Here is a 15,838-nt window from a genome sequence, read left to right on the forward strand (position 1 = left end):
ATAAAGAAGGTGAGAATATGAAATGCAAACTGGGGTTAGAGAGATGTCCAGATGATATCCTCCGGTGTTTCCCCAGGATTGAGCAATCCTTCGGAGTGGTGATTTTCGGTGCTTCTGGTGACCTCACAAAAAGAAAGCTCATTCCCGCTTTGAACAGGTTGTTCGAGGCAGGTATTCTGCCCGAACGCTTTTTCGTTCTCGGTGCGGCACGAACGAATATGGATGATGAAGAATTCAGATCCAGATTCGAAGCTCATCCCGACTTTTTGAGACATTGCAGTTACATCAGCGTGGATTATCAGAATCTTGAGAGCTTCAAACCGTTGAAAAACACCGTTGACGATCTCATGAAGAAGATCGGCTCCAGTAACCTGATCTTCTACCTTGCTGTTCCACCGGATCTGTACATTCCTATTTTGGAAAATCTCTCGAAGGCTGGATTGAACAGGAAACCCGCGCGCGTCGTGATTGAAAAACCGTTCGGGAAAGACTTGGAGTCAGCCAGAAGATTGGAAGATACTCTTCAGAAACACTTCCAGGAAGATCAGATTTTCAGAATTGATCATTACCTTGGAAAAGAAACCGTTCAGAACATACTGGTGTTCAGATTTGCCAACTTCATATTCGAGGAGATCTGGAACAACAAGTTCGTGGATCACGTTCAGATCACGATGGCCGAAGACATAGGAGTCGAACACAGGGCAGGATACTTCGAAAACGTTGGACTTCTCAGGGATATCTTCCAGAACCACATGCTTCAGGTCCTCGCATTGATCGCTATGGAACCTCCTTCTTCTTTCAATGGAGAAAATTTCAGAAACGAGCGGGTGAAGCTTCTCAGATCGATCAGGCCGTTCCCTGTAAAGGAACTGGAAAACTGGATCGTCAGAGGGCAGTATGGAAGAGGAGTTGTAAATGGGAAAGAAGTGCCAGCTTACAGAGAGGAACCGGGTGTGGCCAACGACTCGAACGTGGAAACCTTCGTTGCCATGAAACTTTTCATAGACAACTGGAGATGGAGTGGAGTACCTTTCTATCTGAGGGCTGGGAAGAGGCTTCCCAGGAAGATAACGGAAGTCGCTGTTGTCTTCAAGAGGATTCCTCACTCTATCTTTGCCGGTGTACCTTCCGATAAACTGGAACCAAACACAATAGTCTTCACCTTGCAACCAAACGAGGGAATTTCTCTTGAGTTTCAGGTAAAAAGGCCCTGTCCCGGCATGTTTCCACAGCTTCTCAGTATGGATTTCAAATACGAGAATTACTTCGGTGTGAAACTACCAGACGCTTATGAGAGGCTTCTTCTGGACGTGATACTTGGAGATGCCACGCTCTTCATGAGAAGAGACGACCTCGAAGTTTCCTGGGAACTTCTCGATCCCGTTCTGAAAGCCTGGGAGGATGACCCCGTTCGTTTCTCTCTCAATATATACCCAGCGGGAACGTGGGGACCGAAGGAAGCCGATCTCCTCATAGAGAGGGACGGTAGAAAATGGAGAAAACTGTGATATACCTGCTCGAAGATGGGTACGTTGATTTTGCCGTCGAGAAAATTCATAAGAAAATGAAAAAGCTTCTCGAAGAAAAGGAGAAGATCTTCGCCGTCCTCGCCGGCGGGAGAACCCCCCTTCCCGTTTATGAGAAACTGGCAGAACAGAAACTCCCATGGAATCGCATTCATTTCTTTTTGAGCGATGAGCGGTATGTATCTCTCGACTCTGATCAAAGCAATTTTAAGAACATAAACGAGGCACTTTTCAGCAGAGCAAAGATCCCTTCCAGTAATGTTCACTACATTGACACTTCCCTTTCCATTGAAAAAGCCTGCGAGAAATATGAAAGGGAGATAAGATCGATCACCGACCAGTTCGACCTCGCCGTTTTGGGGATGGGTCCCGATGGCCATGTTGCGTCCATATTCGATCTTGAAACGGGAAACAAGGATGTCTTTGTGACCTTCACTGACCCTTCTGGTGACCCTGAGGTTCCCAGAGTCACCCTGACGTTTCGTGCACTGAACACATCGCGGTACGTACTCTTTCTCATCAGGGGAAAAGAAAAGATAAACAGACTAGCGGAAATTCTAAAGGAAGAACCTCTTCCTGCCTACTTTGTGAGGGGCAAAGAGAAGACCGTCTGGCTTGTGGGAAAATAATTCGGAAATTGAAACTTATTCCAGTATGTGGTATTATTATGAAAAAAGAGAAGCGAGGTCGAAGGTTGTGATCTCTGAGAAAGTCTTCAAGCCAGTCTTCAAACTGTTCAGACGAAGAACGGGTGTTTTGGCTTTTGTTGGAATGATCATTCTTTTGTTTTACATCTTTCTGGCCATCTTTGCTCCTGTTCTTGCCCCCTACGATCCCACTGTGCGAGTGGGAAGGTCTTTGCAACCTCCTTCAGAGAAACACATATTCGGTACCGACAATCTCGGAAGGGATGTCTTCAGCAGGGTGATCTATGGCTCGAGAATCGCTCTGATGGTGGCGTTCCTTGCCGTTGCCATAGCGTCCACGATAGGTATTCCCCTCGGTTTGATTTCTGGATACGTTGGAGGGGTTTTCGACCGTGTTTTAACCCTTGTTATGGATGCTGTTTATTCTTTTCCGGGTCTGATTCTTGCCATAGCGGTTGCGGCAGTTTTGGGACCTGGAATGATGAACATAGCCGTTTCGATCGCCGTTGTCTATGCGCCCACGTATTTCAGAGTGGTGAGAAACCAGGTTGCGAGTGTGAAAAACGAGCTTTACGTGGAAGCGGCAAGAGCACTCGGTGCGAAAGATTGGGAAATTCTGGTTAAATACGTGCTTCCCAACGTTTTTCCATCGATTGTGGTGGTTCTCTCCATGAACCTCGCTGATGCGATCATGACAGAAGCGGGTCTCAGTTTCCTTGGGCTTGGAATAGCCCCTCCCACTCCGGACTGGGGATTCGATCTCAGCAACGGTCAGAGGTTCATCTTGAGCAGAGCCTGGTGGGGTGTGTTGTTTCCTGGACTTGCAATCATCACTTCCGTTCTTGGTTTTTCCATGTTCAGTGAAGGGTTGAGCGAAATTCTCAATCCGAATATCGAGGAGAGAAGCAAATGAAGGTGCTTGAACTGAAAAACGTGAGTGTGAGATACAAAACCGGAGAAAGAACTGTGAACGCCGTCGAAAAAGTCTCCTTTCACCTAGAGAAAGGTGAAACCCTGGGTCTCGTCGGTGAATCCGGCTGTGGAAAGTCTACCCTCGGTTTTTCCATAATGCGGCTTCTTCCAAAAGGAACAAAGATTGATGGGAGTATAAAAATTGAAGGAATAGATATTTCATCTCTTTCGGACGAGGAAATGAGACAGATAAGAGGTTCAAAAGTTGCGATGATTTTCCAGGATCCGATGACGTCGCTCAATCCGATTCTCAGGATAGAGGATCATTTTGTAGAGATGATCCTCACCCACAGACCCGAACTGAGTAAGGAGGACGCCAGAGAACTTGCAGCGAAGGCCTTAGAAGATGTCGGGATAAACAGGAACAGACTGAAGGATTACCCGTTTCAGTTCAGCGGTGGAATGAGACAGAGGGTGATGATCGCCCTCTCCATAGTTCTCAATCCCGCTGTTTTGATCGCCGATGAACCCACTACATCTCTGGATGTGATAGTTCAGGCTCAGATAATGGAACTGCTTGAGAAGTTGACGAAAGAGCACAGAACCGCCATGATTCTGATCACCCACGATATGGGACTGGTCGCGGAAGCCGCAGACAGAATAGGGGTGATGTACGCAGGGCACCTCGTGGAACTCGCATCGAAAGAGAGGATATTCACCAATCCTCTTCATCCATACACCGTTGGTCTTCTGAGGTCTATTCCGAACACGGACGTGAACGATAAAGAACTGAGATACATTCCAGGCTCTCCTCCTGATCTTTCGAATCCCCCTGAAGGTTGCAGGTTCGCTCCAAGATGTGAGAAGGCAATGAAAATTTGCTGGGAGAAAGAACCACCGGAGTTCGAAATAGATGGAACGCGCGTGAAATGTTGGCTTTACGGAGGAGATCAAAATGGCACTGATTGAAGTGCAGAACCTTAAAAAGTATTTCCCTGTGAAACAGGGACCGATAGATGTGCTTTTGAGAAAACCCAGGAAGTTTGTGAAAGCGGTGGATGGTGTGAATTTTCAGATTGATGAAGGAAAGAGTCTGGGGCTGGTGGGGGAGTCGGGATCCGGAAAAACCACAACGGGAAGAGTCATTCTGAGACTTGAAGAACCCACCGATGGCAAAATCATTTTTGATGGTAGAGATATCACAAAACTCTCAAAAGAAGAAATGAGGAAGCTGAGAAAAGAAATGCAGATCATCTTTCAAGATCCAATGGCCTCTCTGAATCCATATATGAGGGTGGGAAAAGCCATAGAACACGCCCTTGAAATTCACGGAATCGGAGACAGATCGTCGAGAAAAGAGATGGTGCTTGAGATGTTGAGGAGAGTGAATCTGGAGCCCGCGGAGGATATCTACAGAAGGTATCCGAGGGAGCTTTCCGGTGGCCAGAGGCAAAGAGTTGTCATTGCCCGTGCTTTGATTTTGAAACCCCGTCTGGTGGTGGCAGATGAAGCGGTGGCTATGCTCGATGTTTCCGTGAGATCGCAGTTGTTGAGGCTCCTTCAGGAACTCAGAAAGGAATTCAACCTCACCATGCTCTTCATCACACACGACCTCGCTACGACCAAATACGTCTGCGACGAAATCGCGGTGATGTACCTCGGAAAGATTGTGGAGATCGGTGATTTTGAGGACATATACCTCAATCCAAAGCATCCTTACACACAGGCTCTTATATCCGCCGTACCGGAACCTTCTCTCAAGAAGAAAAAGAAGTTCATCCCTGAGGGAGAAACACCAAACCCGATAGACGTGCCATCTGGTTGTAGATTCCACCCGCGCTGCCCTTACAGAATGGATATCTGTATGAAAGAAGAACCTCAACTCAAGGCTGTGGAGGAAAATCATAAGGTGGCATGTCATCTTTACAACTGAAGGGAGGTAGTGGGTATGAAAAAGTTAGTCTGGTTGTTTCTGATCTTAACAGTAACGCTCTCCTTCGCGGCAAAAGACATCATCGTGGTGGGTACAACGGACAAAATCAGAACTCTCGATCCTGCCAACTGTTACGATTACTTTTCTTCAAACATCCTTCAAAACGTCATGGTTGGACTGGTTGATTACGAAATAGGAACCAGCGTTCTCAAGCCCGTTCTGGCAGAGAGATGGGAAGTCGATGAAACAGGAACGGTTTACACGTTCTATCTGAGAAAGGATGCAAAGTTCGAGGATGGAACACCCATCGATGCACACGTCTTCAAGTACTCTTTCGACAGGGTGATGAAACTGAATGGAGATCCGGCATTCTTACTCTCTGATGTCGTCGAAAAAACAGAAGTGGTGGACGACTACACCTTCCGTGTAACTCTGAAGTATCCATTCTCTGCGTTCGTTTCCGTCCTCGGTTACACCGTTGCGTATCCGGTGAATCCGAAGGTTTATCCAGCTGATTCCTTCTACGAAGGTATCCCGTCAGCTTCTGGTCCATACAGGGTCAAGGAATGGATCAGAGATGTGAGAATCGTTCTCGAAGCGAATCCGAACTACTTCGGTGAAAAACCAAAGACAAAGACCATCGTGATCAATTTCTATGAGAACGCTTCCACACTCAGATTGGCACTCGAGACGGGAGAAATCGATGTCGCTTACAGACATCTCGACCCCAGAGATGTTATCGATCTCGAGGGAAGAGAAGACATCGTCGTTTACAAAGGTAACAGTCCACAGATCAGATATCTGGTGATCAACGTCACACAACCCCCGTTCGACAACGTGAAGGTGAGACAGGCACTCGCCTATTCGGTGAACAGAGATGTCATAGTTGAAGATGTGTTCGTGGGACTTGCAAAACCACTGTACTCGATGATCCCGGAAGGCATGTGGGGACACAAGGATGTTTTCCCTGAAAGAGACCTAGAAAAGGCAAGAGCGCTCCTCAAGGAAGCTGGCTACGATGAGAACAATCCCCTCGTGATAGACCTGTGGTACACACCTTCACACTACGGAACGACAGAAGCGGATGTCGCTCAGGTGCTGAAAGAGTCGTTCGAAGAAACCGGTGTCATAAAAGTGAACCTGAAGTATGCGGAGTGGTCCACCTACGTGGAGTACTTCCTGAACGGAACGATGGGTCTCTTCCTCCTTGGATGGTACCCCGATTACCTTGATCCGGATGACTACGTCTGGCCGTTCCTCAGTGAGAGTGGTGCGAAATCCCTCGGTAGCTTCTACTCGAATCCTGAGGTAGAAAACCTGATGATAGAAGCGAGAAAACTCACCGATCTGGAAAAGAGAACAGAGATCTACTACAAAGTCCAGGAGATTCTTGCAAGGGATGTTCCTTACATACCGCTCTGGCAGGGAGTTGCAACCTGTGCAGCGAAAAAACAGGTGAAAGGAATTCTGCTTGAACCCACACAGATATTCAGATACTACATACTCTACTGGGAAGAGTGAACTCCGCCGCCCCTTCCCGGGGCGGCTTTCGGAGGTGCCGTGATGTCTCTTAAAAACTACGTGATAACAAGAATTCTCCTCGCTGCCCCCATGATATTCATCCTTCTGGCACTCATATTCCTGGTGCTCAGGATCATACCCGGGGATCCGGTGCTCGCTATTCTCGGAGGGAAAGCACCGAAGGAGGTCATCGAACAAAAGAGACACGAACTCGGTCTCGATAAACCTATCATCGTCCAGTTTTTCGATTACATCGGAGATCTTCTCAAAGGTGACCTGGGAAAATCTACACTGACGGGAAGACCCGTTTGGGAAGAAATAAAGGAGAGATTTCCCGCGACTTTGGAGCTGACACTCTTCGCTTTCATCGTAGCCGTTCTCATAGGCATCTTCTGGGGAAGCTTCGCTGCGTACAAAAGGGACAGTGGAGTTGATATAGGTGCCAGGATGTTTTCAATGGTGATGTACGCGGTTCCGGTTTTCTGGTTCGGTTTGATGATGCAGTACATCTTCGGAGTTATCTTGAGATGGCTTCCCGTTGGCGGACGATTGTCACCCACTATGAATTTGAAAGTGATAACGGGTATCTATTCGATAGATGCGCTTTTCACAGGAAACTGGGAAGCGCTGAAAGACGTTTTCGAACATCTCTTACTTCCGGGACTCACGCTCGGCCTTGTGATCTCCAGCGTCTTTGTCCGTATGGTGAGAAACAACACCGTTTTAACACTGGCCCAGGATTTCGTGAAGGCGGCTCGTGCTCGCGGTTTGAAGGAGAGGGTGGTTCTGTTCAGGTACGCCCTGAAAAACGCTCTGGTACCCATCTTCACGATGATGGGATTGCAGTTCGCACTCCTTCTGGGAGGTGCGGTCCTCACAGAAACCACTTTCTCATGGCCCGGTCTTGGAAGTTATCTTGTGATGAAGATCAGGTACAGGGACTTTCCTGCCATACAGGGCACGGTCGTTTTCTTCGCTTTGATCGTGGTGGTGATAAGCATTCTCGTCGACGTGATCAACGCTCTGATAGATCCCAGGGTGAGATATTGAAAAGAGCGGGACACGCCCGCTCACAGTAATTTTTCGAGATTCTTCTTCACTTCGTCTATGAACTCTTCGAGAGTGACATACTTGTCGATCGGTGGTTCTGTGAAGGGCTGAAGGTCTTTTGTGATCACACCAGATTCTATGGTGTTTATCACGGCCTTTTCCAGTTTGTCTGCGAATTCACACACCTCCGGTGTTCCGTCGAGTTCTCCTCTCTTTCTTATGGCACCTGTCCACGCGAAGATCGATGCGGTTGGATTCGTCGAGGTCTTTTCTCCCTTCAGATATCTGTAGTAGTGTCTCCTCACCGTGCCGTGGGCTGCTTCGAACTCGTAGACACCATCGGGGGAGACGAGAACCGACGTCATGAGACCGAGACTACCGAATCCTGAAGCGATCATATCGGACATGATGTCCCCTTCGTAGTTCATACAGGCCCAGAGCATACCCCCTTCACTTCTCAAAATCTGTGCAGCCGCATCATCTATGAGCATGTATCTGTAGTTCACGCCGGCTTTTTCGAGTTCTTCTTTTCTTTTGTCGACCTCTTCCTGGAAGATGTCTTTGAAGTACGCGTGGTACACCTTGGAGATCGTGTCTTTCGTCGCAAACCAGATATCGACCTTTTCAGAGATGGCGTAGTTTATACACGACTGAGCGAAGCTTCTGATCGATTTCTCCAAGTTGTGCATTGCCATGACAGTACCGTTTCCTTCGAATTTGTGTACGAGGAGTGTTTTGTTCTCTTTGTTTCTGACCACGAGTTCCACTTCCGCCGGGCCTTCCACTTTCACTTCCACAGCGTTGTATATGTCACCGTAAGCGTGCCTTCCTATGATGATCGGTTTCTTCCAGCGCTTCACTAGTGGTGGCACGTTTTTCACCATGATGGGTTTTCTGAAAACCGTTCCATCAAGGTACGCTCTGATCGTTGCGTTCGGACTCTTCCAGGCTTTCTTCAGATTGTACTCCTTTACCCTCTCCGCATCCGGGGTGATCGTTGCACACTTGACGCCGACACCGTACTTTTTGATAGCCTTTGCCGCTTCGATCGTGATCTGATCGTCTGTTTCATCTCTCTTCTCTATTCCGAGATCGAAGTAAACCAGCTGGATGTCGAGATAGGGAAGGATGAGTTTTTCTTTGATCATCTTCCACATCACGCGTGCCATCTCGTCACCGTCGAGTTCGACAATGGGGTTTTTAACCTTGATCTTCTCCACTCTTCGTACCTCCTTTTCTGTGATCGTTGCTATTATTAATGATACCATCCTTTTTTGGACTTCAGATGTGGAGTTTCATCGTTTCATTTAACGCTTTCGTGAAATTTGACTCAAGAGGAAATCGTTGCAAAAAGTAAAAGGGTGCGGAAGCACCCTCTTTCATTTAACGAGCAGAACACGGAGAGCGCCTTTTTCCTGAAGGGTCTTTGCAACATCTGGCGAATCCGTCACGTATATCCTGTCTCTTCTCACTTCGTTCGGTACGGTATCCACTTTCACAGCGTTTTTATCTTTTTTCAGAACGAAATCTGCGTCTTCTTTGGAAATTTCGATGATCAACGGCTCACCCACGAACGGATCGTCTTTCTTCAGGTAGGTCTGGAAGTCTTCTTTCAACTCCTGAGCGACGTATTTCAGAATCTTTATGAAGTTGTCTTTGTCCACGTAGCCAGGAAGGTATCCCAGACCTTCTTTTCCCTTGAAAAAGAAAAACGTAGGCGTTCCTCTCACACCAAATCCAGCGAAGAGATCCCTGTAGCTAACCGATTCCTCTCCCAGAACTTCCTTCGCAAAGAGTGTGGTTTTTTCATCTGTGGCGTACAGCTCAACGAAGACGAAGTTTGGAATCAGAATTTCCTGGAAATCTTCTTTCGGGAATACTTCTTTCTTGAACAGATTACAGTAGTAACAGGTTGGACTCGAGAACATCATGATCAGCTTTCTCTGGGTGATGTTTGCGAGTCTGTAGGCATCATCTAAAGTGAGGGCCAGTGAGATCACACTCAAAGCCAAAATCGCGATGATTAAGAACCTTTTCACAGTACCATCCTCCCATCAGTATGTGATGAACCTTCCCGTGAGAATGAGCACTCCAACGAGAACGAGTGAGAGAGAACCCACTACTTTGAGAACATTCATCCACACAGGTTTTTTGAAACTGACGCGGTTCAAAAGTCTGTTGACGAATCCTCCCATCAGTATGAACGGAATCGAAATACCCAGAGAGTAAAGGAAAAGAAGTACTCCTCCCTTCACCGGTTCTCTTCCACTCGCCACTATCGCGAGGATACTCCCCAGTATAGGACTCGAGCAGGGAATCCACACGAGTCCCACACTACCACCGAGTAAGAAACCATTCAGGAATCCTTCCCCTTTGTAGCGCCACACGTTGGGATTCTTTTTCATCTTCACAAGTTCAACATCGAACAGGTAAAACAATCCAAAGACTACGAGAGCAAGCCCGGAAATCCACGTGAGTATGTAAGTAGGAATGAAATTTCCAAACAGTCCAAAAAGGACTCCTATGACTGAAAAGAGAGAAGATATTCCCACGAAAAAACCTATGATCTTCAGGAAATCTCCTTTCGAGGCAAAGAGTACGCCAAGAAAAGCGGGGATCAGGGGCAGGACACACGGACTGAAAAATGCGAGAAAGCCATATCCGAGAGCCATCCAGTAACTCACTTCTGCGACGGCGAAACTCATGTTCTCTCTCCTCTTCATTTTTTCTACTGAAAAAGTCCAAAATAATTATAACACAGAAACACCCCCTCACAGCGAGGGGGCTAACGATTCAGTTTGAATGGTAGTACAGAAGCTTCACATCGATTTCATCGAGGGATTTCACGAACTTTTCATGGTCGATGTTTTCCACCCTGAGTGTGGCAAGGTAAGAATCCTTCCCTTCTTCGAAAAGTGTTGCGATGGAGATGATGTTCCCGCCTGCTTCGTAGATTCTCTTTGCCACTTCGAGAAGTTCACCCGGTTTGTCTGGCATTTCCATTGTGTACCTTATGGTTCCTTCCCTCTTGGTTCCGAATATCTCTACGAAGACCTTGAAGATATCAGTCTGTGTGATGATTCCAACAAGATGTCCCGCATCGTCAACTACGGGGAGTCCACTTATATCCTTCTCCTCCATTATCCTTGCCGCGTCTTCTATCGGTGTGTTTTCGTTCACTGTGACGACATCTTTTGTCATGATCTCCTCGATTTTGAGCTTGGAAAGAAGATAGTGGAGTTCCCAGATGTTTAGTGTCGTGGCTTTAGAGGGAGATGCGTAGAGAAGGTCCTTTTCTGTCACGATACCGACGATCTTTTCATCCTTCATCACTATGAGGCGTTTGATTTTGTTCTGTTTCATGAGTTTGAGGGCCTCAGAAAAAGAGGTCTCTGGAGCGATGGTGATGGGATTTCTCGTCATGAAATCCTTGACAAGCATGTTTTCCCCCCTTTATGCAACACCGAGATAGGCCTTTCTGACCATTTCGTTGTCCAGAAGCTCACTGGCTTTTCCTTCGAGAACGATCTGTCCAGTCTCGAGGACGTAACCGTAGTGGGCAACCTTCAAAGCACCGAGGGCGTTCTGTTCCACCAGGAGAATGGTGGTCCCCTCCTGGTTGATCTTCTGGATGACCTCGAAAACTTCGGAGACCAGGATGGGAGCAAGTCCCAGGGAAGGTTCGTCCATCATCAGAAGCTTTGGCCTGCTCATCAGAGCTCTTCCGATTGCAAGCATCTGCTGTTCTCCACCGGAAAGAGTGCCTCCGAGCTGTTTCAGCCTCTCTTTCAACCTCGGGAAAAGCGAGAAGATCCATTCCAGGTCACGTTTTATTCCTTCTTTGTCCTTCCGGTTGTACGCTCCCATCATGAGATTCTCATAGACGGTGAGTTCCGGAAAGATTCTCCTTCCTTCGGGAACCAGGGCTATTCCCATTCTGTTTATCACGTGGGCTGGCTTGTTTGTTATGTCCTGGCCGTTGAAGATGATCTTTCCTTTCTGCGCTCTCACGAGTCCTGCTATCGCGGAGAGTGTTGTGGTTTTTCCCGCACCGTTTGCTCCGATCAGCGTTACGATCTGACCTCTCGGGACTTTCAGGTCTATTCCCTTGATGGCGTGGATCGCACCGTAGTAAACGTGGAGAGACTGGACTTCAAGGACGATGTCAGACACTCTCCCACTCCCTTCCGAGGTACGCCTCTATCACACGTGGATCGTTCTGAATCTCCTTCGGCGTTCCTTCCGCTATGATTCTACCGTAGTCCATCACTATGATTCTCTCACAAATTCCCATGACCACTTTCATATCGTGCTCTATGAGAAGCACCGTTAGGTTGAAGTCCTTTCTGATCTGTTTTATGAACTCCATGAGGTCCTCTGTTTCCTTCGGGTTCATACCTGCGGCGGGTTCGTCCAGCAAGATCAGCTTTGGTTCCGTTGCAAGGGCTCTGGCTATCTCCAGTTTTCTCTGCTCTCCATACGGAAGCGAGGAAGCCTTCTCGTACATCACCTTTTCGAGTCCTACCCTCTTGATGAGGTCTTTGGCTCTTTCCACCATTTCTTTTTCTTTCTTCAAATATCCGATTTTCGTGACAGCCCTCCAGAACCAGAAACGTCCGTGGCCCTTTCTCGGTTTTCCGTGCTTCACAAGAATTCTGTCTGCATCGGGATTGGAGAGAACGTGGTGCTGAGCCACAAGAACATTTTCGAGAACGGTCATGTCAGAAAAGAGCCTGATGTTCTGGAAAGTCCTTGCGATTCCAAGGTGTGTGATCTGGTACGGTCTCAACCCCGTGATATCTATATCGTTGAACACGATTCTTCCCTTCGTAGGGGTGTATATACCCGTTATCACGTTGAACACGGTTGTTTTTCCCGCACCGTTTGGTCCTATGAGTCCGACGAGTTCTCCTTCTCTGATCTCGTTGGTGAAATCGTCCACCGCTAAGAGTCCACCAAACTGCATTGTCACATGATCCAGAAGGAGGAGAGGTTTCTTGGAAAGATCCGTGACCGTCATTTCTCTTCACCACCCTTGCGACGAGCAAAGAGCCATCTGTAAAGGTTGTTCCAGGTGAGTTCTTCCCTTCCCATGATACCCCTCTGCCAGAAGATCATCACAAGGATAAAAATGGCGGATATCACGAGGATCCTCATTCCCTTTATACCGGGAACGTGTATGCCGAAGAACGTGAAAGGCTCTTCCAGATCCCTGAGCCACTCGAAGAGTATGGCGAAGAGAGCGGCTCCTATGAGCGAACCCGATATGCTGCCGAGTCCACCCAGAACTATCATGATGAGAACGTAGAAGGTGAGCATGGGACCGAGTGTGGTCGTTCTGGGATCTATCGTGGTGAGCCAGTGCGCGTAGAGCGAACCAGAAACACCCGCAAAGAAGGCTCCTATGACGAAAGAGAGAAGCTGATGTTTGAAAACATTTATTCCCATGGCTTCGGCTGCTATTCGGTCTTCTCTGATGGCCTTCAAAGCCCTTCCGTAGCTACTGTTCACAAGGCTTGCCATGAACAGAACCGTTACAAACAGCCAGCCGTAACACCACCAAATATTTGAGTATTCCGGAATTCCCTTGAGACCGAGAGGGCCGTTTGTGATGCTGATGGCGTTGAGGGCGATGATCCTTATCACCTCTGCGAACCCAAGGGACGCTATCGCGAGGTAATCACCGGAAAGCCTCAAAACCGGCCACCCTATGAAAAAAGCGAAGACGGCTGCCAGAACACCGCCTGCCACTGTGGCGGTGAAGAAGTCGGTGTGCGCGTTCGCAAGCCAGGGAACGATCGGCTCTATTATGAAAGACATCGCTTTCTGCTCTGGTGAAAGTGTGAGAAGAGACGCCGTGTAAGCACCTATCAGGATGAAACCGGCGTGTCCAAGAGAAAAGATACCCGTGATACCGTTTATCAAGTTCAAACTCACCGCCATGATACCGTATATGGCGATGAGCCTCACTACTCTCAGCTTGTAGCTGTCCATGTATCTATCGGCCAGATAGAGAAGAAGGGCCACGAAGATCAGGAAAACAACCGTGAGAATGAAATTCGTTCGTGCAGATAGTTTCTTCTCCATCTTCATCACACCTTTTCCACGATTTTTTTACCGAGAAGTCCTGAAGGTTTGACGAGCAGTATGACGATCAGAATGATGAAAGCGAACGCGTCCCTGTAACCCATAAAAGCCGGAAAATAAGCTGCGAGGAATATCTCAATGAGACCGAGAAGAACACCACCGAGAACAGCTCCGGGGATCGAACCTATTCCTCCAAACACCGCCGCAATGAAAGCCTTGAGACCTGGCATGAAACCCATGTAAGGATGTACATTTGGAAATCTCATTGCCCACATGATCCCACTCGCAGCAGCGAGTGCCGAACCGAGGGCAAACGTAAAACCGATGACGGCGTCCACGTTGACACCCATGAGAGCAGTCGTTGGAATATCCATGGAAATCGCTCTCATAGCCATACCGATCTTCGTTCTGTAAACGATGAAGAACAAAACTATCAGAATGACGACGGTGATGAAAATCACGAGAAACGTGAGGAGTGGTATTCTGGCTCCCGCTACAGTCAGTACCTTGTTCAGTATGGTCCTGTCCTTGAAGACCTTCAGAAAAGACTTGGGAATGGCACCGAACACGACCACAGCGAGACTCTCAAGGAAGAAAGAAACACCGATAGCGGTGATAAGAGCGGAAATCCTGGGAGCGTTTCTCAGAGGTTTGTAAGCAACTCTGTCTATGAGAAAACCCAATAGCGCTGCTCCGAGGATCGCTACGATGGCAGAAAAAAGTGGATTCAGAGAAAGAAGAGTAGCAGCGTAGAAGGCGAAGTAAACACCCATCATCATAACATCGCCATGGGCGAAATTGATGAGCCTCAGAATACCATAAACCATGGTGTAACCAATCGCTATGAGCGCGTACAAACCTCCGAGCATGATTCCGTTGAAGAGATTCTGGAGGAAGAATACCACTCTTTCACCTTCCTTTCTTCAATCAAAGAAAGCGAAGCCCCTGAGGGGCCTCGCTTTTGCTTGTTTTAATGGAAATTTTTACTTGAGATCATCAGGATTGATGACAGCCTCAAAGTCAACTGAACCGTTCTTCACAACGTTTACAACGACGGATTTGATGGCGTCTCCGTTCTTGTCGATGTTTATGATACCGCTGGCACCGTTGAAATTCTCTGTTTTTCTGATCTCTTCAGCGATCTTTTCCCTGTCAAAGCTTCCTGCCCTTTCGATCGCGTCGAGAAGCACCATGTAAGCATCGTATCCGAGAGCGTTGAGCGCAGCTGGTTCTTTTCCGTATTTCTCCTTGTACACTTCAACGAACTTCTTTGCAACAGGGTTGCTGGCTGCCTTCGGATGGTAGTGTGTGGTGAAGAGGAGTCCTTCCACTGCTTCTCCACCGATTTCTATGAGTTCCGGTGCGTCTGCACCATCACCTGCCAGAATGTAACCGGTGAATCCAAGCTGTCTTGCCTGTCTGGAGATGAGGGCGATCTCCGGGTAGTACCCTGTTATGTAGATTGCATCCGGGTTGAACGACATCGCAACGGAAAGCTGTGCGGAAAAGTCCTGATCACCGCTTCTGAAGAGCACGCTCTTCACCTGTCCGCCGAGTTCAGTGAACTTGTCTTTGAAGAAATTAGAGAGTCCGACGCTGTAGTCCTGCTCGACATCCGTGAACACAGCTACTCTTTTTGCACCCAGATTTTTGTAAGCGAATACTGCCATGGCTGATCCCTGGAACGGGTCGATGAAACAAACCCTGGATACGAACTTTCTTCCCTGTGTTACGAGTGGATTCGTGGAGGCAGGAGTCACCATAGGAACTTTGTTCTCTTCTGCAATAGGTGCTACGGCAAGAGAATGTGCACTGGCCACTTCACCGATTATTGCGAGGACCTTTTCTTTGTCAATGGCTCTTGCTGCTGCGTTCGCTGCTTCTGTTTTTTCACTTCTGGTGTCGAGGAGAACGAGTTCTACCTCTTCTCCCAAAACTGTTGGTTTCTCTTCGTGAGCGATCTGAATTCCTTCCCACACCATTCTTCCAAAAGCGGAAATACCACCCGTCATTGGAAGAATCACAGCGATCCTAACGGCCGAGAAAAGACTCAAAACCGTAAATACAAGAAGAACCGTTACCAGTACCTTCCTCATATCTCTTCCCTCCCCTCACAAGAATGATTTTTATAAGTATTTTACAGGCTCACCATAAAACGGTCA

The 15,838-nt window shown here is 47.9% G+C and carries 16 protein-coding genes; 7 read left to right on the top strand and 9 right to left on the bottom strand.

Going from position 1 to position 15,838, the window contains the following annotated elements:
- Positions 1-17 precede the first annotated feature (17 nt).
- The 7 genes from zwf to MC24_RS05805 are packed head-to-tail and all read left to right on the top strand — an operon-like array spanning position 18 to position 7,589.
- Positions 18-1,508 carry a glucose-6-phosphate dehydrogenase gene (gene zwf, locus MC24_RS05775; protein WP_038053418.1) on the top strand — a complete coding sequence of 497 codons (1,491 nt, stop codon included), beginning with the start codon at positions 18-20 and terminating at the stop codon, positions 1,506-1,508.
- The gene (pgl, locus tag MC24_RS05780) at positions 1,493-2,155 is read left to right on the top strand and encodes a 6-phosphogluconolactonase (RefSeq protein WP_038053420.1); all 663 of its coding nucleotides are present in this window, start codon (positions 1,493-1,495) and stop codon (positions 2,153-2,155) included. Before zwf ends, pgl begins: the two co-directional genes overlap by 16 nt.
- A gap of 25 nt (positions 2,156-2,180) precedes the next feature.
- On the top strand, positions 2,181-3,086 hold the full coding sequence (locus tag MC24_RS05785; RefSeq protein ID WP_052125269.1) for an ABC transporter permease: 906 nt from the start codon (positions 2,181-2,183) through the stop codon (positions 3,084-3,086).
- Positions 3,083-4,054, top strand: a complete 972-nt coding sequence (locus MC24_RS05790; protein ID WP_038053423.1) for an ABC transporter ATP-binding protein — start codon at positions 3,083-3,085, stop codon at positions 4,052-4,054. Before MC24_RS05785 ends, MC24_RS05790 begins: the two co-directional genes overlap by 4 nt.
- Positions 4,041-5,018: an ABC transporter ATP-binding protein gene (locus tag MC24_RS05795; protein WP_004080230.1), complete on the top strand. Its 978-nt coding sequence runs from the start codon at positions 4,041-4,043 to the stop codon at positions 5,016-5,018. Before MC24_RS05790 ends, MC24_RS05795 begins: the two co-directional genes overlap by 14 nt.
- Before the next feature lie 15 nt (positions 5,019-5,033).
- A complete protein-coding gene (locus tag MC24_RS05800) occupies positions 5,034-6,539 on the top strand; it encodes an ABC transporter substrate-binding protein (protein WP_004080231.1) in 1,506 nt (501 codons plus the stop codon).
- Positions 6,540-6,581: 42 nt separating this feature from the next.
- Complete coding sequence (locus tag MC24_RS05805) at positions 6,582-7,589, top strand: ABC transporter permease (protein WP_004080232.1); 1,008 nt, start codon at positions 6,582-6,584, stop codon at positions 7,587-7,589.
- Positions 7,590-7,609: 20 nt separating this feature from the next.
- On the opposite strand, the gene MC24_RS05810 is transcribed toward MC24_RS05805, so the two are convergent.
- The 9 genes from MC24_RS05810 to MC24_RS05850 all read right to left on the bottom strand — a co-directional run bounded on the left by MC24_RS05810 (position 7,610) and on the right by MC24_RS05850 (position 15,772).
- Positions 7,610-8,809: an NADP-dependent isocitrate dehydrogenase gene (locus MC24_RS05810; protein WP_038053426.1), complete on the bottom strand. Its 1,200-nt coding sequence runs from the start codon at positions 8,807-8,809 to the stop codon at positions 7,610-7,612.
- Between the two features lie 159 nt (positions 8,810-8,968).
- Entirely contained in the window at positions 8,969-9,628 is a 660-nt protein-coding gene (locus tag MC24_RS05815; protein ID WP_011944018.1) for a thioredoxin family protein, read from the bottom strand.
- Positions 9,629-9,643: 15 nt separating this feature from the next.
- Positions 9,644-10,294 carry a cytochrome c biogenesis CcdA family protein gene (locus MC24_RS05820; RefSeq protein ID WP_011944019.1) on the bottom strand — a complete coding sequence of 217 codons (651 nt, stop codon included), beginning with the start codon at positions 10,292-10,294 and terminating at the stop codon, positions 9,644-9,646.
- Between the two features lie 88 nt (positions 10,295-10,382).
- Positions 10,383-11,030: a CBS and ACT domain-containing protein gene (locus MC24_RS05825; protein ID WP_012311257.1), complete on the bottom strand. Its 648-nt coding sequence runs from the start codon at positions 11,028-11,030 to the stop codon at positions 10,383-10,385.
- Positions 11,031-11,042: 12 nt separating this feature from the next.
- Positions 11,043-11,762, bottom strand: coding sequence for an ABC transporter ATP-binding protein (locus MC24_RS05830; protein WP_004080267.1), 720 nt, complete (start codon positions 11,760-11,762; stop codon positions 11,043-11,045).
- Positions 11,755-12,609 (bottom strand): ABC transporter ATP-binding protein, encoded by an 855-nt coding sequence (locus tag MC24_RS05835; protein WP_012311258.1) that lies wholly within the window; start codon positions 12,607-12,609, stop codon positions 11,755-11,757. Before MC24_RS05835 ends, MC24_RS05830 begins: the two co-directional genes overlap by 8 nt.
- On the bottom strand, positions 12,606-13,682 hold the full coding sequence (locus MC24_RS05840) for a branched-chain amino acid ABC transporter permease (RefSeq protein WP_012311259.1): 1,077 nt from the start codon (positions 13,680-13,682) through the stop codon (positions 12,606-12,608). The genes MC24_RS05835 and MC24_RS05840 overlap by 4 nt, the downstream gene beginning before the upstream one ends.
- Positions 13,682-14,581, bottom strand: a complete 900-nt coding sequence (locus MC24_RS05845; RefSeq protein WP_012311260.1) for a branched-chain amino acid ABC transporter permease — start codon at positions 14,579-14,581, stop codon at positions 13,682-13,684. Before MC24_RS05845 ends, MC24_RS05840 begins: the two co-directional genes overlap by 1 nt.
- 78 nt (positions 14,582-14,659) lie before the next feature.
- Positions 14,660-15,772, bottom strand: a complete 1,113-nt coding sequence (locus MC24_RS05850) for an ABC transporter substrate-binding protein (protein ID WP_012311261.1) — start codon at positions 15,770-15,772, stop codon at positions 14,660-14,662.
- Positions 15,773-15,838 lie beyond the last annotated feature (66 nt).

Origin of the sequence: Thermotoga sp. Mc24, assembly GCF_000784835.1 — a bacterium.
Classification (GTDB): domain Bacteria; phylum Thermotogota; class Thermotogae; order Thermotogales; family Thermotogaceae; genus Thermotoga.